This is a genomic window from Pandoraea cepalis (assembly GCF_902459625.1).
GTDB lineage: Bacteria > Pseudomonadota > Gammaproteobacteria > Burkholderiales > Burkholderiaceae > Pandoraea > Pandoraea cepalis.
Window position 1 is genome coordinate 24649 of the sequence record NZ_CABPRY010000007.1, and the last position, 19811, is coordinate 44459.

Annotated in this window: 16 protein-coding genes; 3 read left to right on the top strand and 13 right to left on the bottom strand. The window is 63.2% G+C overall.

The genetic code is table 11. From position 1 onward, the window contains the following. Positions 1-686: 686 nt before the first annotated feature. From aroA to gyrA, 6 genes are all read right to left on the bottom strand, one after another. Complete coding sequence (aroA, locus tag PCE31107_RS15215) at positions 687-2009, bottom strand: 3-phosphoshikimate 1-carboxyvinyltransferase (protein WP_150609588.1); 1323 nt, start codon at positions 2007-2009, stop codon at positions 687-689. Then, on the bottom strand, positions 2009-2881 hold the full coding sequence (locus PCE31107_RS15220; protein ID WP_150609590.1) for a prephenate dehydrogenase: 873 nt from the start codon (positions 2879-2881) through the stop codon (positions 2009-2011). The genes aroA and PCE31107_RS15220 overlap by 1 nt, the downstream gene beginning before the upstream one ends. A 21-nt stretch (positions 2882-2902) precedes the next feature. Further along, complete coding sequence (gene pheA, locus PCE31107_RS15225; RefSeq protein WP_017232100.1) at positions 2903-3985, bottom strand: prephenate dehydratase; 1083 nt, start codon at positions 3983-3985, stop codon at positions 2903-2905. 110 nt (positions 3986-4095) lie between these two features. Beyond that, positions 4096-5208, bottom strand: coding sequence for a 3-phosphoserine/phosphohydroxythreonine transaminase (serC, locus tag PCE31107_RS15230; protein ID WP_150609592.1), 1113 nt, complete (start codon positions 5206-5208; stop codon positions 4096-4098). A gap of 282 nt (positions 5209-5490) precedes the next feature. After that, on the bottom strand, positions 5491-6078 hold the full coding sequence (locus PCE31107_RS15235; RefSeq protein ID WP_130025190.1) for a DUF2059 domain-containing protein: 588 nt from the start codon (positions 6076-6078) through the stop codon (positions 5491-5493). 139 nt (positions 6079-6217) lie between these two features. After that, entirely contained in the window at positions 6218-8845 is a 2628-nt protein-coding gene (gene gyrA / locus PCE31107_RS15240) for a DNA gyrase subunit A (RefSeq protein ID WP_130025189.1), read from the bottom strand. 411 nt (positions 8846-9256) lie between these two features. On the opposite strand from gyrA, the gene ompA reads away from it, so the two are divergent. Further along, positions 9257-9922, top strand: coding sequence for an outer membrane protein OmpA (gene ompA, locus PCE31107_RS15245; RefSeq protein ID WP_017232104.1), 666 nt, complete (start codon positions 9257-9259; stop codon positions 9920-9922). Between the two features lie 107 nt (positions 9923-10029). On the opposite strand, the gene PCE31107_RS15250 is transcribed toward ompA, so the two are convergent. Next, positions 10030-10818 (bottom strand): hypothetical protein, encoded by a 789-nt coding sequence (locus PCE31107_RS15250; protein WP_130025188.1) that lies wholly within the window; start codon positions 10816-10818, stop codon positions 10030-10032. 286 nt (positions 10819-11104) lie between these two features. Between PCE31107_RS15250 and PCE31107_RS15255 the strand changes: the two genes are divergently transcribed. Next, the gene (locus PCE31107_RS15255; protein ID WP_130025187.1) at positions 11105-11575 is read left to right on the top strand and encodes an EVE domain-containing protein; all 471 of its coding nucleotides are present in this window, start codon (positions 11105-11107) and stop codon (positions 11573-11575) included. A gap of 187 nt (positions 11576-11762) precedes the next feature. Continuing rightward, complete coding sequence (locus PCE31107_RS15260; protein ID WP_150609594.1) at positions 11763-12470, top strand: SIMPL domain-containing protein; 708 nt, start codon at positions 11763-11765, stop codon at positions 12468-12470. Positions 12471-12577: 107 nt separating this feature from the next. Here PCE31107_RS15260 and PCE31107_RS15265 read toward each other — a convergent pair whose 3' ends face one another. The 6 genes from PCE31107_RS15265 to dctP form a co-directional block, all read right to left on the bottom strand. Then, positions 12578-14110 (bottom strand): malonate--CoA ligase, encoded by a 1533-nt coding sequence (locus PCE31107_RS15265; RefSeq protein ID WP_150609596.1) that lies wholly within the window; start codon positions 14108-14110, stop codon positions 12578-12580. Positions 14111-14177: 67 nt separating this feature from the next. Further along, on the bottom strand, positions 14178-14966 hold the full coding sequence (locus tag PCE31107_RS15270; protein ID WP_246181843.1) for an enoyl-CoA hydratase/isomerase family protein: 789 nt from the start codon (positions 14964-14966) through the stop codon (positions 14178-14180). 61 nt (positions 14967-15027) lie between these two features. Further along, positions 15028-16605, bottom strand: coding sequence for a malonyl-CoA decarboxylase domain-containing protein (locus tag PCE31107_RS15275; RefSeq protein WP_246181844.1), 1578 nt, complete (start codon positions 16603-16605; stop codon positions 15028-15030). A gap of 113 nt (positions 16606-16718) precedes the next feature. Beyond that, entirely contained in the window at positions 16719-18062 is a 1344-nt protein-coding gene (locus PCE31107_RS15280) for a TRAP transporter large permease (RefSeq protein WP_150609598.1), read from the bottom strand. Further along, a complete protein-coding gene (locus PCE31107_RS15285; RefSeq protein ID WP_130025183.1) occupies positions 18059-18649 on the bottom strand; it encodes a TRAP transporter small permease in 591 nt (196 codons plus the stop codon). The genes PCE31107_RS15280 and PCE31107_RS15285 overlap by 4 nt, the downstream gene beginning before the upstream one ends. After that, a complete protein-coding gene (dctP, locus tag PCE31107_RS15290) occupies positions 18646-19692 on the bottom strand; it encodes a TRAP transporter substrate-binding protein DctP (protein WP_017235571.1) in 1047 nt (348 codons plus the stop codon). The genes PCE31107_RS15285 and dctP overlap by 4 nt, the downstream gene beginning before the upstream one ends. Positions 19693-19811 lie beyond the last annotated feature (119 nt).

The window sequence follows — 19811 nt, forward strand, 5'->3', positions numbered from 1 at the left end:
GCAATTCGCATGCCAATCACATCGGCGAACGCAATGCCTTGATGCAGCACGGTGCCGGCGTGTCGCGACATGCGCATTGCGCGAAAATCCGCACAAATGCGCCGACGGGTGGCTGGGAAAAGTGACGTCCGGTCGGCTCGCGTCGGATGCCTTGGATGCCTTGGATGCCTTGGATGCCTCGGATGCCTTGGATGCCTTGGATGCCTCGGATGCCTTGGATGCCTTGGATGCCTTGGATGCCTTGGATGCCTTGGATGCCTCGGATGCCGTGGATTCCCTGACTGCGCCGGACGCTGCAGGGTGCTTTGGGGCGTGCTCGGGCTCGCTCGGACGCTTCAGGGCGCTTCATGGCGTGTTCGGGCGTGTCAGGACGCCACAGGGCGTGTCAGGCAAACGAAGCGGCGGCGAGCGGCGTGACGGCGTTGGTGGATGTTTGGCCGGGGCCAGGCCCGGAGAGCACGCCTATCCCAAGCCGAGCGGCAGGCGGGGCCGTCCAGATAGACCGGCGGGAGGGTCAGTCAGACGGACCGGGCAATCGATCGCGTGCCAGGGGCTTGGCTCCGCGGACGGGCGCCGCGATCGCCCCCCCCCCGAGTGGCCTTCGGAAAGTTGGGGGCCGATGCGCGTGCGAACCGTCAGTTCGGTGGGTTCAACAACGGCGTGCGAGTACGCAGTTGCAATGCGCGCTAGGACGCAACGCGCGCAAACTCGGCGAAATACGTCGGGAACGTCTTGGCAACGCACTTCGGATCGTTGATCGTCACCGGCACGCCGCCCAGGCTCACGAGTGAAAAGCACATCGCCATGCGGTGATCGTCATAGGTGTCGATGGCCGCGTTGGGTGTCAGCGCGGCGGGCGGCGTGACGCGCAAATAGTCCGCGCCCTCCTCCACCGTTGCCCCCACCTTGCGCAGTTCGATTGCCATGGCGGCCAAACGATCCGTTTCCTTCACGCGCCAGCTTGCGATATTTCGCAGCGTGGTGGTGCCGTCCGCGAAAAGTGCGGCGACCGCGATCGTCATTGCCGCGTCGGGAATGTGATTGAAGTCCATGTCGAGCGCGCGCAGCTTGCCGCTCGGCGTGTCGACGCCATGCACTTCAATGGCGTCGTCGAACAGTGTGACGCGCGCACCCATCGCCGCGAGGGCGTCCACGAAACGCACATCGCCCTGAATGCTGTCGCGGCCGACGCCTTCCACGCGCAGCGGCCCGCCCCCAATGGCCCCGGCGGCGAGGAAGTACGACGCCGACGACGCATCGCCTTCGACCCGGATCTCGCCCGGACTCCGATATTTCGCGCCGCCGGCATCCGCCGCCGGCAACGTGAAGCGCGACCATCCGTCTTGCCGCACATCGATGCCGAAGCGCCGCAACAGTCGCAGCGTGATGTCGATGTACGGCTTGGAAATCAGCTCTCCCTCGACTTCAACGACGATCTCGCCCGTTGCCGAAGGCAACAGCGGCAACGTGAGCAGCAGCGCGGTAAGGAACTGGCTCGATACATCGCCACGCACGCGAATGGGCGCCGACGGTGCGGCCACATCGGCCGGCTGGATATGCAGCGGGGGATAGCCGGCGTTACCGACGTAATCGATATGCGCGCCGAGCTGACGCAAGCCGTCAACCAGGTCGCCGATCGGGCGTTCGTGCATACGCGCCACCCCTGAGACTGCATAGTCGCCGTGGCTAAGCGCGAGCGCCGCCGTCAACGGACGAATGGCCGTGCCCGCGTTGCCCATGAACAGCTTGGCCGTCTTGACGGGAAATTCACCGCCGCAACCCTCGACGATGAAATCGCGCGAGTCACCGACCTGCGTACATTTGACGCCAAGCGTCGCCAAGGCGTCGAGCATGACCTTCGTGTCGTCCGACGCGAGCAGGTCGCGCACGCGGGTTGTGCCGTGGGACAACGCGGCGAGCAGCAATACGCGGTTCGAGATACTTTTCGAGCCGGGCAGGCGCAGCGCGCCTTCGGCGTGTCCGTAAGGACCGAGATCGAGCGTTTCCATTACTTTTCCTGTTGCTTGGCCCAGTTCGTGCGGGCCTGGCTGGTGCGCGCGAAGACGGCCTCGAGACCGGCGCCGTCACCGGCATCGATCAATTGACGCAAACCCGCGAGCGTCGCGACGTAGCCATCGAGTTCGGCGAGCAATGCCTCGCGATTGGCCATACAGATATCGCGCCACATTTCCGGATTCGATGCGGCGATGCGCGTAAAGTCGCGAAAACCGCCGCCCGCGAAACCGAATTTCGAGGCAGCGTCGGGGGCTTCGAGAATCTGCGCGATGAGCGCGTACGAGAGAACGTGCGGCAGGTGACTGACCGACGCGAATACGCGATCATGCTGCGTCTCGGACATTTCCGACACACGCGCCCCGGTCGCCTCCCACATCGCGCGCACCCGCGCGACGTCCTCGTGACGATTGTTCGCTTGCGGACACAGCACGACGCGCCGGTCGAGATACAAATCGGCTTTCGCCGCATCGACACCGGACAATTCCGCCCCGGCGATGGGGTGCCCCGGCACGAAGCGCCAGACCTCGTCGCCCAGTGCGGCCTTGGCGGCGGTCACGGCGTCCGTCTTGGTACTTCCCGCGTCGGTCACGATCGTATCGCCACCGAGAAACGGGCGGATCGCCGCGAGCAATGCGGGCGTCTGCGCCACTGGCGCCGCGAGCACGACGACATCGGCCCCCGCCACGGCCTCGGCCATTGACACGGCAGCCCGATCGATCACGCCGAGTTCGCACGCGCGCGCCAGCGACGCCTCGCTGCGCCCGACGCCAACGACTTCCTTCACGGCACCCGCGGCCTTGAGCGCACGTGCGAGCGAACCGCCAATCAGGCCGACGCCGCAGATGACGAGTTTATTCAGACTCATGGTGTTTCGCCCGCCGCCCCGTTATGCGGAGCGCGGGTATGACCCGAGCACTTTGCAATAAGCCGCGTTCTGACGGAGCGCGTCGAGCGCCTTGGCGACATTGGGATCGTCGCGGTGGCCCTCGAAATCGACGTAGAAGTAATACTCCCACGCGCCGCTTTTGGCCGGACGCGACTCGAAGCGTGTCATCGACACGCCATTGTTCGCCAGCGGTTCGAGTAACGCGACCACGGCACCGGCGCGATTCGGCACCGAGAGAATCAGCGATGTTTGATCGTGGCCGCTCGGCGCCGGATCCTGCGTGCCGACAACGACGAATCGCGTGCGGTTGTGCGGATCGTCCTGCACGTGCGCGTAGGCGACCTGCAGTCCGTACTGGGTCGCCGCGGACTCGCCGGCTATCGCCGCAATGGTCGGATCGGCCGACGCCATACGCGCCGCCTCCGCATTGCTCGACACCGCCTGCCGCTCCAGCAGCGGGAAGTGCGCCGTAAGCCAGTGCTGACATTGGGCGAGCGACTGCGCATGCGAGCAGATGCGCTTGACCCCGTCGAGCGTGCCCGACAGCGACATCAGATTGTGATGAATCGGCAAAGCCACTTCGCCACTGATCGTCAGCGGACTTTGCAGCAGCAGGTCCAGCGTGCGCGACACGACACCCTCGGTCGAATTCTCGACCGGCACGACGCCGAAGTCCGCGCTGCCTGCCTCGACGGCGCGGAACACCTCGTCGAGCGACGGGCACGGCAAGCCTTTCACGCTTTGTCCGAAGTAGGCAAATGCCGCCTGTTCGCTGTAAGTGCCGGCCGGCCCCAGGTAAGCGACCGTCATGACCTTCTCCAGCGCGCGGCTGGCCGACATGATCTCGCGCCAGATCGACGCCAGATTGTCGCCGTACAACGGACCGTCGTTGGTTTGTTGCAGACGCGAAATGACCTGCAATTCGCGCTCAGGCCGGAACACCGGCGCGCCGAAACGCTTCTTGACTTCGCCCACTTCCAGGGCGACGGCGGCGCGTTGGTTGAGCAGTTTCAGAAGCTGCGCGTCGATGTCATCGATTTTCTCCCGCAAGGGGCGCAGCAATGCGTTCAGATCGTCTTCCATGGAGCGTATTGTCGTCATGCAGTGGAACAGGGGCGGGCGATTCGGCCGTGCTTGGCGCGATGCCCCGAAGCACATCGGGACATTCCTTTTGCGCCGGCCGTTCGCCCTCGTCAGCCGTGGCTGCGCTCGAATTCGCGCAGATAATCGACCAGCGCCTTGACGCCGGCCAGCGGCATCGCGTTGTAAATCGAGGCGCGCATACCTCCCACGGACTTGTGGCCCTTGAGTTGCAGCAGGCCGCGCTCGCGAGCACCGGCCAGGAAAGACTCGTTCAATGCGTCGTCGTGCAGGAAAAACGGCACGTTCATGCGCGAGCGGCAATCCTTCGCGACGGGTGTGCGGTAAAACTCGCTGCTGTCCAGGTAGCCATAGAGGCAATCGGCCTTGGCCTTGTTCTGCGCCTCCATGGCCACCAGCCCCCCCTGGCGCTTGAGCCACTGGAACACCAGACCGGCGATGTAAATCGCGTAGGTCGGCGGCGTGTTGAACATCGAGTCGTTCTCGGCAACGATCTTCCAATCGAACGCACTCGGCGTGATCGGCAACGCGCGGCCAAGCAGGTCGTCGCGCACGATGACCACCGTCAACCCCGACGGACCGATATTCTTCTGCGCACCGCCATACATCACGCCGAACTTCGACACATCCATCGGACGCGAGAGGATGTGCGACGAAACGTCCGCCACGAGGGGCACGTTCGGCAGGCCGGCGGCGCCCAGATCCGGCGTCCAGAAATACTCGACGCCGTGAATGGTTTCGTTCGTGCAGATATGCACGTAAGCCGGATCTTTGGACAACTGCCATTCGTCCATTGTCGGCAGACGGGTGAACTTCTCGGCTTCGGTGCTCGCGGCGATATTGACGTCGCAATACTTGCGCGCCTCCTTCTGCGACTTCACCGACCACGACCCGGTGACGACGTAGTCCGCCGTTCGACGCTCTCCCGCACGCTCGCCGCCCAACAGGTTCATCGGGATGAGCGCGTTCTCGGCCAGCGCGCCGCCCTGCATGAACAGAATCCGGTAGTTGTCCGGCACGGCGAGCAGCTCACGCAGATCGGCCTGCGCCTGCGCCAGAATGCTCATGAACTCACGACCGCGATGGCTCATCTCCATCACGCCCATGCCGGCTCCATGCCAGTCGAGCATTTCCTCGGCAGCCTGTGCCAGCACCTCGGCGGGCAGCGCCGCCGGACCGGCGGAAAAATTGAAAGCGCGCGTCATAATCGTTTTGCTACGGTAAAAGTGAAACGCAAGCCGACGGACAGGAACCCGTGCGGCTTGCGTTTCACGTCTGGCGATGATTCGTTTGCGCGGCGGCGAAGACCCACTATACCGCCAGTTGCCCTCGACGTGCGGCTGTCCGCCCGAATTCCGCCACAGGACGATACCTTTGCCGGAAAATTCCGAGCAAACCCGGCAATTTACGCCGTCAATGCAAAATGGCCGTTTGCGATCGCTCGCAAACGGCCATTATCGGTCAATCCCGGCGGGATCGGCCGAAATTTACTTCTTGGCCGGTGCCTTCGGTGCCGACTTGGCCGCCGCGGCGATCTCGGCGTCCGCTTGCTTGCTGGTCGCGTCGATCGATTGCGGCATGTACTTCTGCATCAGGCCGCCAACGACTTCCTGGCCCACCTGATCCTGCACCTTGATGTACTTCTGGCCGACCGGACTCTTGTAGAAGGCGGTCAGACCCTTGATTTCGTCGGTGGTGTAGAACTTGCCATAAGCCGCGTATTGGGCTTGGACGGCATCATTCTTGAACGCGTCGGAAGTGAACACCTTGCCGGCACCTTCGACAAGCTTTTGCACTGAGTGCGCTTGCAGCGTCGGCACGATGGCCTGCTTCTGCGCATCGCTCATCGTCTTGTTGGCGACCAGTTGGCGCTCGAGCACTTGCGGCGCCAATTGCTGGGCTTGCTGCTGCGCGCCAGAGCCGATGGCCGACACGAGCTTGTTCGCGTCGATGGCGTCGAGCAGGTCCTTGATGGCGGCCTTCTTGTCGGCGTCGAGCGGAGCGCTCTGTTGAGCCATCGCCATTGCCGGCGCTGCGAGCAGCAGCCACATCCACTTCTTGACGTTATGTTGCATAGTAATAGTCACTCCAAAGTTCGCCGGCTTTGTCCGGCGATAAATAGATGCATCCTCGCCTGGGCACTTCACTGCATCGAGCCAGATTCTACTGACTTTTCGGGGTAATGCGCCCGCAGCTTACATCGCGTTACGTCAGTCATGATTCCGTGACATCCGCTTCCGGCGTGTCGTCGCCATCTTGAGCATCACCGCCATTCTCCGCGATTTCGGCATCGGACTCGACGATGCGTTGCAGGCCCGAAAGCGTCGTGCCTTCGTCCAGGCTGATCAGCGTCACCCCCTGCGTGGCCCGGCCCATTTCGCGAATTTCCGACACGCGCGTACGGATCAGCACCCCGCCGGTCGTGATCAGCATGATCTCGTCATCCGGCTCGACCAACGTCGCCGCGACCACCCGGCCGTTGCGCTCGCTCGTCTGGATCGCAATCATACCCTTAGTGCCACGGCCGTGGCGCGTATATTCAGTGATCGACGTGCGTTTGCCGTAGCCGTTTTCAGTCGCCGTGAGCACCGACTGCTGCTCGTTCTCGGCAACCAGCAGCGCGATGACCGTCTGCCCGTCTTCGAGCTGCATGCCGCGCACGCCACGCGCTTCGCGTCCCATCGGACGCACATCGTTTTCGTCGAAACGCACCGCCTTGCCGCTGTCCGAGAACAACATGACGTCGTGAGCACCGTCGGTGATGGCCGCGCCGATCAACACGTCGCCGTCATCGAGATTCACCGCGATGATGCCCTTCTTGAGCGGACGGCTGAAGGCCGTCAGCGGCGTCTTCTTGACCGTGCCCAGGCTCGTGGCCATGAACACGAAGCGATCTTCCGTGTATGCCTTGACCGGCAGCACCACATTGATCTTCTCGCCGTCCTGCAACGGGAACATATTGACGATCGGACGCCCGCGCGAGGTTCGCGACCCCTGCGGCACTTCATACACCTTGATCCAGTACACACGGCCGCGATTCGAGAAGCACAGAATCGTATCGTGCGTATTGGCGATGAACAGCGTGTCGATCCAGTCGTCGTCCTTGGTCGCGGCGGCCTGCTTGCCGCGGCCACCGCGCTTCTGCGCGCGGTATTCGGACAACGGCATCGACTTGATGTACCCCGAATGCGACAGCGTGACCACCATGTCCTGCGGCGTAATCAGGTCTTCGGTGTCGAGTTCGGTGGCGTTGTGTTCGATGGTCGAACGACGCTCGTCGCCGAACTCGGCACGCACGGCCGTCAGTTCTTCGCTGATGATCACCGTCACGCGTTCGGGACGCGCCAGGATGTCGAGCAGGTCGGCGATCTGCGCCATCACTTCCTTGTACTCGGAGACGATCTTGTCTTGTTCCAGACCGGTCAGGCGCTGCAGACGCATCTGCAGAATTTCCTGCGCCTGCGTCTCCGACAGACGGTAGAGTCCATCGGCCTGCATGCCCACTGCGGCGTCGAGCCCTTCCGGACGGTAGGCCGCACGGCCGCCCTGCGTATCGCTCTCGGCACGCGAGAGCATGTCGCGCACGACCGACGAATCCCACGCCTTTTCCATCAACGCGGCCTTCGCGATCGGCGGTGTCGGCGCCGCCTTGATGATCGCGATGAAGTCGTCGATGTTGGCAAGCGCTACCGCCAGACCCTCGAGCACATGCCCACGCTCACGGGCGCGGCGCAGTTCGTAGATCGTGCGGCGAGTAATCACTTCGCGGCGGTGCGCAAGGAAGTGCACCAGCATTTCGCGCAGGTTCAGCAGCTTGGGCTGGCCGTCGACCAGCGCCACCATGTTCATGCCGAACGTGTCTTGCAGCTGCGTGTGCTTATAGAGATTGTTGAGCACAACCTCGGGCACTTCGCCGCGCTTGAGTTCGATCACCACGCGCATGCCGCTCTTGTCGGACTCGTCGCGAATGTCGGAAATCCCCTCAATACGCTTCTCGTTGACCAGCTCGGCAATACGCTCGAGCAGTGAGCGCTTGTTCACCTGGTACGGCAGCTCGTCGACGATGATCGCCACGCGCTGGCCGCGATCGATGTCTTCGAAGTGAGTCTTTGCTCGCATCACCACACGACCGCGACCGGTGCGGTAGCCTTCGCGCACGCCGGAGATGCCGTAGATGATGCCGGCCGTCGGGAAATCCGGGGCCGGAATGATCTCGATGAGTTCGTCGATGGTGGCGTCCGGGTGCTTGAGCACGTGCAGACAGCCTTCCACGACTTCATTGAGATTGTGCGGCGGGATGTTCGTGGCCATGCCAACCGCAATCCCCGACGAACCGTTGAGCAGCAGGTTCGGGATGCGGGCCGGCAAGATCAATGGCTCTTTTTCGCTGCCGTCGTAGTTCGGACCGAAGTCGACGGTTTCCTTGTCGATGTCCGCGAGCAGCTCGTGGCCGATCTTGGCCATGCGCACTTCGGTGTATCGCATGGCAGCGGCGTTGTCGCCGTCGACCGAGCCGAAGTTCCCCTGCCCGTCGACCAGCATGTAGCGCAGCGAGAACGGCTGCGCCATACGAACGATGGTGTCGTATACAGAAGCGTCGCCGTGCGGGTGGTACTTACCGATGACGTCACCGACGATACGTGCCGACTTCTTGTATGCCCGGTTCCAGTCGTTATTCAACTCGTGCATGGCAAACAGTGCACGGCGGTGCACCGGTTTCAGGCCGTCGCGCACGTCTGGCAGAGCGCGGCCGACGATCACGCTCATGGCGTAATCGAGATACGACCGCCGCATTTCTTCTTCAAGCGAAATCGGGAGAGTTTCTTTGGCGAACTGATCCATTATTCGTATCTATCAAACCCTAATCGCGATAGGCGGTTGCCGGCGATATGATCTTAAGATTCTAACATGCCCGTCATTGGCATCCGAAACGAGCGTGATGCGACGCACAAGACATGTCCGGCATGCCAAAACGATCGGCGACGACGAAGAATGAAACGGTTGGCGAGGGGCCTCAAAAGGTGTTGCGCTCACACCACAACTGCGCCACGACGGGCGGCAAACTTGGGGTTTTGCTCACGGGTGGCGGAAGCGCTATGGCAAAATGCCGTGGCATAAGTTAGACATTATTCGAAGTGCATGGGCCATGCTTTGGCGCAAAGGCCGATGTTATACTTCGAGCGATGTAAGACTTTGGTACCGTCGTCTAGGCTCGCAGTAACCCTGCGGTAATCTCATTTCGAGAGGAGAAATATGAATAAATTCGCTAAGCTCGCGATCGTTGCAGCTACCGCAGTGATGGCTGCTTCGGCTATGGCTCAAAATTATGTCCAGACCGCTCCGGGTCCGATCGCGGCCTCGAAACAAGCTGTCAACGACAACTGGGTTAACGGCAGCGGCGAGTGGGTTTGGAAGAACGGCTCGGACGAACTGTGCTGGCGCGATGCCTACTGGACCCCGGCCACGGCCAATGCCAAGTGCGATGGTTCGATCATCGCCCAGGCACCGGCTCCGGCACCGGCTCCGGTTCCGGTCGCTCCGGTCTCGCAGAAGGTGACGTACCAAGCTGACGCCCTGTTCGATTTCGACAAGGCCATCCTGAAGCCGGAAGGCAAGGCCAAGCTGGACGACCTGGCTGGCAAGGTTCAAGCACTGAACCTTGAAGTCGTGGTTGCCACGGGCTACACCGACCGCATCGGTTCGGACAAGTACAACGACCGTCTGTCGCTGCGTCGCGCTCAAGCTGTGAAGGCCTACCTGGTCAGCAAGGGCGTTGAAGCCAACCGCGTCTACACGGAAGGCAAGGGCAAGCGCAACCCGGTCACGACCGGTTGCAACCAGAAGAACCGCGGTCAGCTGATCAAGTGCCTGGCACCGGATCGCCGCGTGGAAGTCGAAGTCGTCGGCACGAACAAGTAATACGGTTCACCGACTACGAAAAAACCCCGCCTCGGCGGGGTTTTTTTTCGTCTGCCGTGTTCGGATCCGTCATCCGAACCGTCGCGAGGTTCCGACAATCGGCGCCCTCACGCCTCGCTGCCCAGTTGCGGATACTGCCGACGCACCATAAAGCTCAGCAGCGCCTTGACCGGACGGTCGCGCCACCACGATCCCGTCTCCAGCGGCTTGAACATCATGCGCGTGGCCGCCTCGACAGGCATGTACTGCTTCATCACATCGCCCGACATCGCGAGGAACGCGTCCCAAGTCATCGTCTCGAACGGCGGCGGTGTGCGCCAGAATCGATTGAGCGGCTCGAACGCGAACGCAATGTCCTCGTCGCGCACCAGTTCGCTGCGCGCGACCATGGTTCTCAGCCGCCGGATCACCCCGCGCTGCTCCACCGCGTTGTATCGATCGAATGTCTTGCGGAAATAGCGATAGTGGCCGACCTCCTCATTGCTCAACTTGTGCATCATCTGCTTGAGTTCCTCGACCGGCATATAGGATTCCAGGCAGCGGTAGATCATGGCCGTTTGCGTCTCGGTCACGCAGCGTGAGAGCGCCTCGAGCGCCAGCGACGGCCGCATGTGCTGCACATCGCACCGCGGCTTATAGCGTTCCAGAAATGCGTCGTACGCCGGCGCCCAGTCGAACTCGGGCCAGACGCGCGCGATGTAGTCCTTGGCGAGCCGCCCGTGCTCGACCTCCTCGGGAAGCCAGGTATCGCGCAGCCACGTTCTCATCTCGTCGTCGTCGCCATACATCTGGTTGAGCGTGGAGACGAACTCCGGCACGCTGGTCTCGATGAACGACACCGTCGCGAGGGAATAAAAGATGAACGCATTGGTTCGAACAGACGGCTCTGCTGCCATGACACTCTCCTATCGGCATAGGGGGTTGAACATGTATCGCTCAAGCACGTACGCGCGACCTGTGTGAATGGCGGGTCGACGAGCGCATCGAGCACTGCCCGTTGCGAGATCGGACAGGGCAGTCGGCCAACCGGTCACATCAATCGTCACACGAAGATCACAAACGCATAGTATAGGATTTGGCCAAGGATCGCAGCGCAGCAACCCATCCATTCGAAATGCGTCGATTTTTGGTTCATTTGAGCGATGTTTGCTACCGTTACAACAACTTTGACTCTGAGGCGGCATGACACAACGTTACTGGTTGATGAAGTCCGAACCCGAGGAGGCGAGTATCGACGATCTCGCCAGCGCGAAGCACCAGACCCTGGCGTGGACGGGCGTGCGCAACTATCAGGCACGAAACTTCATGCGCGACGAAATGCGCGTGGGCGATGGCGTGCTCTTCTATCATTCGAGCTGTGCAGTGCCCGGTATCGCCGGACTCGCGACGGTGGCGTCGACGCCCTATCCCGACCCTACCCAGTTCGACTCCAAGAGTGCCTATTTCGATCCCAAGTCGACGCCGGAATCGCCACGTTGGCTGCTGGTCGACGTCAAACTGGATCGCAAGACACGGCTCATGCCGCTCACGGAAATGCGGCAGACGCCGGAACTGGACGGCATGCTGGTCCTCGCACGCGGCAATCGTCTCTCGATCACCCCTGTGTCGCCCAAACACTGGAAGTTCATCACCCGGCATTTACTTGAAGCCTGAAGGTGTCGGGGGGAACCAACCCCGTTGTGATAGCGTCTGTATCAGGTTGTTGATACCGGCATAGCCTGTGGCCATGACCGCATGACGCCCCATCATGTTGCGGACGTCATGCCGCGCAGGCCGCGCGAGCGACCGGTCAAACGTTCGCCACGCACAGGTGAACTCTCACTCGAAAAAGGACAATACGATGCGCAAATCCCTCGCCGCGGCGCTGCTGATCGCCACCGCCGCCAATGCCGCCTACGCCCAATCGGGTGACGATGCCAACCACCAGCTCTCGGGCGTGCTGGGCCTTGAAGCCCACGCCACGAAGGAGGTCGAGCAGGACACCGTTCACATCACGATGTCCGCGCAGGAGCAAGGCGCCGACGCCGCGACCGTGTCGCGCAATCTCACGCAGAAGGCCAACAGCGCGATGTCCGTGGCCAAGGGCCAGAATGCCGTGCAGGTTCAGACCGGTAGCGTCTCGCTCTACCCGACGACCAACCGCGACGGCAAGATCACCGCATGGCGAGGCCGCACCGAACTGCAAATGACATCGAAGGATTTCGGTGCCGCATCGCGTCTCGCCAGCCAGATCTCGAACCAGATGCAGATGGACGGCGTGTCGTTCTCGCTTTCGCGTGAAGCGCAGGAGAAGACCCAGGCCGAGCTGACGAATCAGGCCATCCAGGCGTTCCGCGATCAGGCGCAGAACAACACGAGGGCCTTCGGCTACAGCAGCTACTCGATCCGTCAGGTGCAGGTCGGTGCGAACGCGCCGATGATGCCGCGTCCGTACGCGATGAAGGCAATGGCCATGAGTGCGGGCGCCGACGCCGCGCCGCCGATGCAGCTCGAAGGCGGCAAAACGCAAGTGACCGTGACGGTCTCGGGCACCGTGCAGATGAAGTAAGTCGCGCGGGCCGGCACGTTGTCAGGTGAGTTAGCATGCCGCCCCATCGAGGGCGGCATTCTTTTACGTTCGATATTGGACGACCGACGCGCGATGCTGCATCGCGCTTACTTGAAGCGCTCACGCAGCAAGTTCTTTTGCACCTTGCCCATCGTATTGCGCGGCAATTCGGCGACGACGTGCACGCGCTTGGGCACCTTGAAGTTGGCGATGCGCTGCTTGAGCGTGTCGATGACCGTTCGTTCGTCGGGTGCCTTTGCGCCGGCGCGCGGCACGATGACGGCCACTACCGCCTCACCGAAGTCCGGGTGCGGAACACCAATCACCGCCGACTCGGCCACGCCGTCCATCTCGTCGATGAAGCCCTCGATTTCCTTCGGATAGACGTTGTAGCCGCCCGAGATGATGAGATCCTTCGAGCGACCGACGATGTGCACATAGCCGTCCTCGTCGAACTTGCCAACGTCACCCGTCTTGAAGAAACCGTCGTCGGTGAACTCTTCCGCGGTCTTCTCCGGCATGCGCCAGTACCCGGCGAAAACGTTCGGCCCCTTGACCTGGATGTGACCGATCTCGCCGGAACGGCATGGTTGCATGTCGTCGCCGACCACGCGTACCGTCACCCCCGGCAGCGGCACGCCAACCGTACCCGCGCGGCGCACGCTCGCCGCATCGCCACGGTATGGGTTCGAGATGAGCATGACCGTCTCGGACATGCCGTAACGCTCCAGAATCGTGTACCCGGTGCGCTCGCGGAACGCGTCGAACGTCTCGCTCAACAGCGGTGCCGAGCCCGAAATGAACAGCCGCATGTTGCGACACGCCTCGCGATCGAGCCCCGCCTCCGCCAGCAGCCGGACGTAATACGTCGGCACGCCCATGAACACCGTGGCACGCGAAAGTTGATGCAGCACTTCGCGCGCATCGAACTTCGCCATCCAGATCATCTTACTGCCGGAATACAGCGCCGCGTGGCTCGCGACGAACAGCCCGTGCACGTGGAAAATCGGCAGCGCATGCAGTAGCACGTCGCCGCCCTCGCGCTCGCCCCATCCCCAGAACTCGTGCAACACGCGCGCGTTGCTCGCGAGGTTGCCGTGAGAGAGCATGGCCCCCTTGCTGCGGCCCGTCGTGCCCGACGTGTACAGAATGGCAGCGAGATCGTCCGGCGCACGCGGCACAGTCTCGAAGGTATCGTCGAACCACGCCGCGCGCTCCAGCAGCGAACCCGTACGATCGTCTCCGAGCGTATAGACATGCTTCGCACCGTTCGTGAATGCAACCTTCGACACCCAGCCGAAATTTGCCGGACTGCACACCACGACATCCGGCGCGGCGTTCTCGACGAAGTAAGCGATCTCGCCCTCGCGATATGCCGTATTCAGCGGCAGATACACGAACCCCGCGCGCAAGGTGGCGAGGTAGAGCAGTAGCGCTTCGGGCGACTTTTCGACCTGCACGGCAATGCGTGCGCCGGGGGTCAGGTCGAGACTCGCGAGCAGGTTCGCCATGCGCGCGCTCGCGCGCTCGACGTCGTCCCAACTGTAATAGAGCCCTTCGGGCGTCTCGATTGCGCACGCCGATTTATCGGCGGGAAAGCGCTCGGCAAAAATTCGGTAGAGATTGGTGTCTTGCGTCATAAACAGAACCGGATTTGAAACAGTGGATGCGATGACTGGAAAAAAAGCAGCGACGACGTGGCGTCGCTCACCGTCCGCAAAAGTCAGGCGGGCGCTTCTCGAGGAATGCCGCCACCCCTTCGCGGTGATCGCGCGAATCCCAATACGAAAACGCATTTTGCCATTCGGCCTCGGACAACGGCGGCACGGTCGGTGCCAACCGGGCGATCAGCCATTTGTTCAGTTGGGCGGCCAACGGCGCACCGGCGGCGAGACGCCGCGCGCACGCATAGCCCTCGTGTTCCACCTCGTCGTCGGCCACCACGCGCGTGAGCAGTCCTTTCTCGCGCGCCTCCGCCGCGCCAAAGACGCGCCCCTCCAGCAGGATTTCGAGCGTTGTCGCGCGGCCTGCCAGGGCGAGCACGCCGCGCAGTTCGCCGGGCGCCATTGGAAAGCCAAGCTTGTTGATCGGCACACCGAAACGAGCGCCCTCCCCGGCAATGCGCAAGTCGCAATGCGCCGCGATCTCCAGGCCGCCGCCCACGCAAACCCCCTCGATCAGCGCGACGCTCGGATGCCGACAATGGGCCAAGGCGTCGAGCGTCGGCCCGATGACCTCGCCGTGATAGCGACGCAGCGCGTCGTAGCTGCCGCGCTCGACCGGAAACTCCTCGATATCCGCCCCGGCCGCGAAGTGGCCTTGCGCCCCGCGAATGACGATGGCGCGCACGCGCGCGTCTTCGTCGAGCGCTTGCAGATGCGCGCGCAGCGCGCGCCACATGGCGACCGAAATTGCGTTGAGCTTGCCGGGATTCGACAGCGTCAGCGTCACCCATCCGTCGTCTAGCGAACGGTCGTCGCGCAGGACTTCACTCACGCGTTCCTCCGTGCGGTTGATGGGCGTGAATAGCAGTAGGCATACGGGAACGTCCTCATATTCATAGCCGGCGCGCCACGGCGCGTCCGAGCGCGGGTTCGCCGTCGATGAGACGTTGAAGGTTGGCGTCGAGTTCGTCGGGCTCGTAAAGATAATTGACCATCATGCCGCACGACTGCTTCGCGCCCTTCTTCGAAAGATCGGCATGCCAGTTGATGCGCTCCACGCGCGCGCCGTTGCCAAGATGGAACCGCGCGACCGGATCGCGCGGCTGTCCCCGCACGGTTTCGCGCGCCAGGTAGTGCGCAGCCAGCGCTTCGCCAAGACTGCGCTGCAACGCTTGCGCGCCCTTGCGCTCGGCAGAGGACTGCAACCACGCCACCATCTGCGCGCCGGAGGCATCGGGCGCCGGCGCCCCCTCCTGCCCCAGCAGCTTCGCCCGCTTTGGGCCAAGCACTTGCACAAGCGCCTGGGTCGACAACGACTTGAGCCAGTCGTTGAACCCCGGAATCGGGGAGAGCGTCGCAAAATTGCGCAGCTTCGGAAAATCGACTTGCAGTTCGTCGATCACGCGTTTGAGCAGGAAGTTGCCGAAGCTCACCCCGCGCAGGCCGGGCTGCGTGTTCGAGATCGAATAGAAGATCGCCCACCGCACGCGACGCAGATCCTCGAGCGGCGCCTTCTCGTCGAGCAGCGAATGCACGTCGGCGGCCATCTCGGGCACAAACGCCACTTCAACGAAGATCAGCGGCTCGCGCGGCATGCGCGGATGAAAGAACGCATAGCAACGGCGGTCGGAATCGAGCCGGTTGCGCAGATCCGCCCACGACGAAATCTCATGCACCGCTTCGTAGCGCATGAGCTTCTCGAGCAGCGACGCCGGCGAATCCCACGTGATCGGATGCAACTCCAGCAGTCCGACGTCGAACCATGTCGAAAAGAGACTGCCGAGATCCTCTTCGAGCGCCGCGAGTCCGGGCAACACCGCGCGGTGTTCCAACATGTCGGCGCGCCAGCGCACGAGGAACGGCAGGCCATCGGGCAGCGCATTGAAGCGCTTGAGAAAGCGCACACGCGCACTGCCGAGCGCACCGGCCAACCCGCTGGCCGCGCGTCTGGCACTGGCTCCGTCGCCGTCCCTGCCGACCTCGGCACCGGGGGAGCCGTCGCTCGCACAAGCGTCGGCGACGACCGCGAGCAGCGCCAGCTGCATGTCGGGCGACGCCGCGGTGTAGCGCATCATGAAATCGCGCGCGGCGTCGTTGGCGGCGGAGTCCGTCAACCGCGCCGACAGGCACAGCGTCAACTGCCGCCGCAGCGCGTTCTGCGCACGTGGCGACAGCGTTGCCGGCGTGACCTTGGCGCTCCCTTTGCCGTCCTTGCCATCCTTCGGCCCGCCGCCCTGCCCCCCCGATTTACCGCCGCCGCGGCCAAACCACTGTCCGAGGCGCGCCCCGAGCGACGGCTTGGGCGACGGTACCGGCGCGCTCACGTCAGTCACGGTCTCGGGCGTGTCCCGCCCCGGTTGGGAAGGCGACGACGAGGATGGCGAGGGCGAGGCCATGGCGGTAGACGACGCGGCCATCGTTGAGTCCATCGCCGACGGACTCAACGAGACGGGAACGGACATGGCTGACATGATTGGCTCATCCTTCATGGCTTCCTGACATTGCGCCCGGGTAGGCAAGCACACCGGCTATACGGCGATGACGCACCCTCCAGCGAATATTGCCGCATTTCGTGAAAGCGCTCTCATCCCATCAGTCGATCCGGCAACCACAGCGACAAGCCGGGCAACGCACAGATGAGGACGACGGCCAGCACCATCAACACCACAAACGGCATCACGCCCCACACGATGTCGCGCAACGCGATATCGGGCGCGGTATTCTTGATGACGAAGATGTTGAGTCCTACGGGCGGATGAATCAACCCCAATTCCATGACGATCGTCATCACCACGCCGAACCACACCAGGTCAAAACCCGCGGCCCGCAGCGGCGGCAGGATGATCGGCGCGGTCATCAGGATGATGCTGACCGGTGGCAGGAAGAAGCCGAGCACGACCACCATCAGCAGAATCGCCGTGAGCAGCACCCAGCGCGACAAATGCAGCCCCACGATCCATTGCGCCGCCGACTGGCTGATGTGCAGATAGCTCATCACGTACGAATAAAGCAACGACATGCCGATGATGAACATCAGCATGGTCGACTCGCGCAACGTGCCGGTCAGAATCGGCGCAAGCTGGCGCGGGTTCCACATCCGATAGATCACGGCGATCAGCCCCAACGCCAGCAGGCCGCCGAGGCCAGCCGTCTCCGACGGCGTGGCATAGCCGCCGTAGAGCGCCGCCATCACGCCGATGAGCAGCGTCACGAACGGCAGCACGCGCGGCAACAGCGCCAGCTTCTCGCGCATCGTGGCCGGCGGCTCGCTCGGGAACGGCGACGGCGTGCCGTCGCGGGCGAGAGCCACTTGCGCGCGCGCGTACTCGTGTCGGTAGCGCCACGCCGCATAGCACGAGAACAGCCCCACCAACAGCAGCGCGGGCACGATACCGGCGAGGAACAGCCGCCCGAGCGACTGCTCGGCGGCCACCGCGTAGAGAATCATCGTGATCGACGGCGGAAGCAGAATGCCCAGCGTTCCGCCCGCCGCGATGATCCCCGCGGCGAATCCCGGCGAATAGCCGCGCTGGCGCATCTCCGGAATCCCTGCACTGCCGATGGCGGAGCACGTCGCCGGGCTCGATCCGGCCATCGCGGCGAACAGCCCGCAGGCGAACACATTGGCGATGCCCAGACCGCCCGGAATCCGGCGCATCCACGCGTGCAATGCCAGATAGAGGTCCTGGCCCGCGCGTGACTTGCCGATGGCGGCCCCCTTCAGAATGAACAGCGGAATCGAGAGCAGCGTAATGCTCGCCATCTCCTCATAGACGTTCTGCGTGATCGTATCGAGCGACGAGACCGGCATGAAGCCGAGCATGAACGCCACCGCCACGGCGCCCAGGGCAAATGCGATGGGCATGCCCGAGAACATGGCGACGAGCGTCGCGCCACCATAGAGCAATCCGATACCGAGTTCGCTCATGCATGCCCTCCCGTACGATCCGATCCGAGCGGGGCGTCATGGCCCGCAGGTTTTCCCATTTCGCCAGCGCCAATCGCCACCTGCAATAGCAATTGCACCGTGAGCAACGTCATGCCGAAGGCCATCAGGCCATACGGAATCGACAGGGGCGGCCCCCACGTCGAACTGCTCGTCTGGCCATCGACATAGGCCTCCCAGAACAGCGTCCACGACTTCCATGCAAAGAAGCCGCAGAACGCGAACGAGACCATGTCCACGCACCAGCGCCGCACCCGGTTCACGCGCGGCGAGAGCAAGGTCGTGATCGCTTCGATGCCGATATGCCCACGCAAATGCTGCACATGCGCGGCGGAGACGAAGGTCGCGCCGACCAGCAGGAACACAGCGGCTTCGTCCTGCCAGTCGGTGGCGAGCTTGAGCACGTGCCGCGCGAACACGCTGTAACTGAGCACGAGCGCGGCCCCGACCAGCGCCAACATGCACACGACCATGAGCAGACGACTCACGCCCTGTAACAAGGCATCGAGCCGCCGCAGCAGGCGAGTGCGGGCCGCCGCCGGTTCCGTGCTCACGGCGGCCCCACTCATGCAGGCACCTGCTGGGCGAGCGCGAGCAGTTTCGCGCAGGTGTCGGATCGGCCCGCGTAGTCCTTCCACGCGGTGCGCCGTGCGATGTCGCGCCACTTCATCACCGTTGCCTCGTCGAGGTCGTAGACCTTCGCACCGGCCTTGGTATAGACGCTGGCAATCTGCGCATCGTCGGCCTTGGCGGCTTCGGTGCCGAACGACTCGAGTTCCGCCCCCACTTGCAGGATCGCCTGCTGTTGGTCCTTGGGTAGCTTGTCGAAGACCTGCTTCGACATCAACAGCGGTTCGAGCATGAACCAATACGACTTGTTGCGCCCGGTGGTCAGATGCTTCGATACCTCCTCGAGACGGAATGACATCAGGCTCGTTGATGAAGTCATCGCCGCGTCCATCGCGCCCGTCTGCATGGCGGCGTAGAGTTCGTTCGACGGCAGCGAAATGACGGCCGCGCCGGCCTCTTTGAGCATCATGTCCATCTCGCGGCTGCCGCCGCGCACCTTGAGCCCCTTGGCGTCGTCGGGCGAAACGAGCGGCTTGGCGCGGCTCGCAACGCCGCCCGCCTGCCAGACCCAGCTCACGATCACGACGTTCTTCTCGGCCAGCACGTCGGTGAGCACCTTGCCGATTTCGCCGTGGCGCCACGCAGCGCCCTGCGCATATGACGTCACCAGCCCCGGCATCAGCCCGATGTTGAGTTCGCGCACTTCCCCACCCGCATAGGGCAGCGGATAGAGCGAAAGATCGAGGGCCCCGCGACGCAGCGCCGAGAACTGCGCATTGGTCTTCATGAGCGAACTGCCCGGATAGACCTGGAACTTCAGCGCGCCGTGGGTGCGCTTCTCGACTTCCTGCGCGAACTTGCGGCAGAGCCGGTCGCGAAAGTCGCCTTCGGTCAGTGTGCCGCCAGGGAATTGATGGGAAATCTTGAGCGGGCCGGACTGCGCGAATGCGTTGCCCCATGGGCTGGCCAGGCCGCCGGTGGCGAGTGCCGATGCGGCACCGAGCATGAGTTGCCGCCGCAGCGGGGAATGATTTGTCTCCATGGCGTCTCCTGTCACTTCTGTCAGTGGTGAACCAGCGAAGCCCGGTGCCTGACATCGCCCGCTGCGGGTTTTGCTTCCCGCCGCGGGTGCACCACCGGTTCGCCGGCACTGCATGTACG

Bases quoted from the DNA above. Each gene is read 5' to 3' on its own strand.
- aroA (WP_150609588.1), bottom strand. From the start codon at position 2,009: ATGGAAACGCTCGATCTCGGTCCTTACGGACACGCCGAAGGCGCGCTG.
- ompA (WP_017232104.1), top strand. From the start codon at position 9,257: ATGAATAAATTCGCTAAGCTCGCGATCGTTGCAGCTACCGCAGTGATG.
- pheA (WP_017232100.1), bottom strand. From the start codon at position 3,985: ATGGAAGACGATCTGAACGCATTGCTGCGCCCCTTGCGGGAGAAAATC.
- PCE31107_RS15280 (WP_150609598.1), bottom strand. From the start codon at position 18,062: ATGAGCGAACTCGGTATCGGATTGCTCTATGGTGGCGCGACGCTCGTC.
- PCE31107_RS15265 (WP_150609596.1), bottom strand. From the start codon at position 14,110: ATGACGCAAGACACCAATCTCTACCGAATTTTTGCCGAGCGCTTTCCC.
- dctP (WP_017235571.1), bottom strand. From the start codon at position 19,692: ATGGAGACAAATCATTCCCCGCTGCGGCGGCAACTCATGCTCGGTGCC.
- PCE31107_RS15235 (WP_130025190.1), bottom strand. From the start codon at position 6,078: ATGCAACATAACGTCAAGAAGTGGATGTGGCTGCTGCTCGCAGCGCCG.
- PCE31107_RS15260 (WP_150609594.1), top strand. From the start codon at position 11,763: ATGCGCAAATCCCTCGCCGCGGCGCTGCTGATCGCCACCGCCGCCAAT.
- gyrA (WP_130025189.1), bottom strand. From the start codon at position 8,845: ATGGATCAGTTCGCCAAAGAAACTCTCCCGATTTCGCTTGAAGAAGAA.
- serC (WP_150609592.1), bottom strand. From the start codon at position 5,208: ATGACGCGCGCTTTCAATTTTTCCGCCGGTCCGGCGGCGCTGCCCGCC.
- PCE31107_RS15220 (WP_150609590.1), bottom strand. From the start codon at position 2,881: ATGAGTCTGAATAAACTCGTCATCTGCGGCGTCGGCCTGATTGGCGGT.
- PCE31107_RS15255 (WP_130025187.1), top strand. From the start codon at position 11,105: ATGACACAACGTTACTGGTTGATGAAGTCCGAACCCGAGGAGGCGAGT.
- PCE31107_RS15250 (WP_130025188.1), bottom strand. From the start codon at position 10,818: ATGGCAGCAGAGCCGTCTGTTCGAACCAATGCGTTCATCTTTTATTCC.
- PCE31107_RS15275 (WP_246181844.1), bottom strand. From the start codon at position 16,605: ATGTCAGCCATGTCCGTTCCCGTCTCGTTGAGTCCGTCGGCGATGGAC.
- PCE31107_RS15285 (WP_130025183.1), bottom strand. From the start codon at position 18,649: ATGAGTGGGGCCGCCGTGAGCACGGAACCGGCGGCGGCCCGCACTCGC.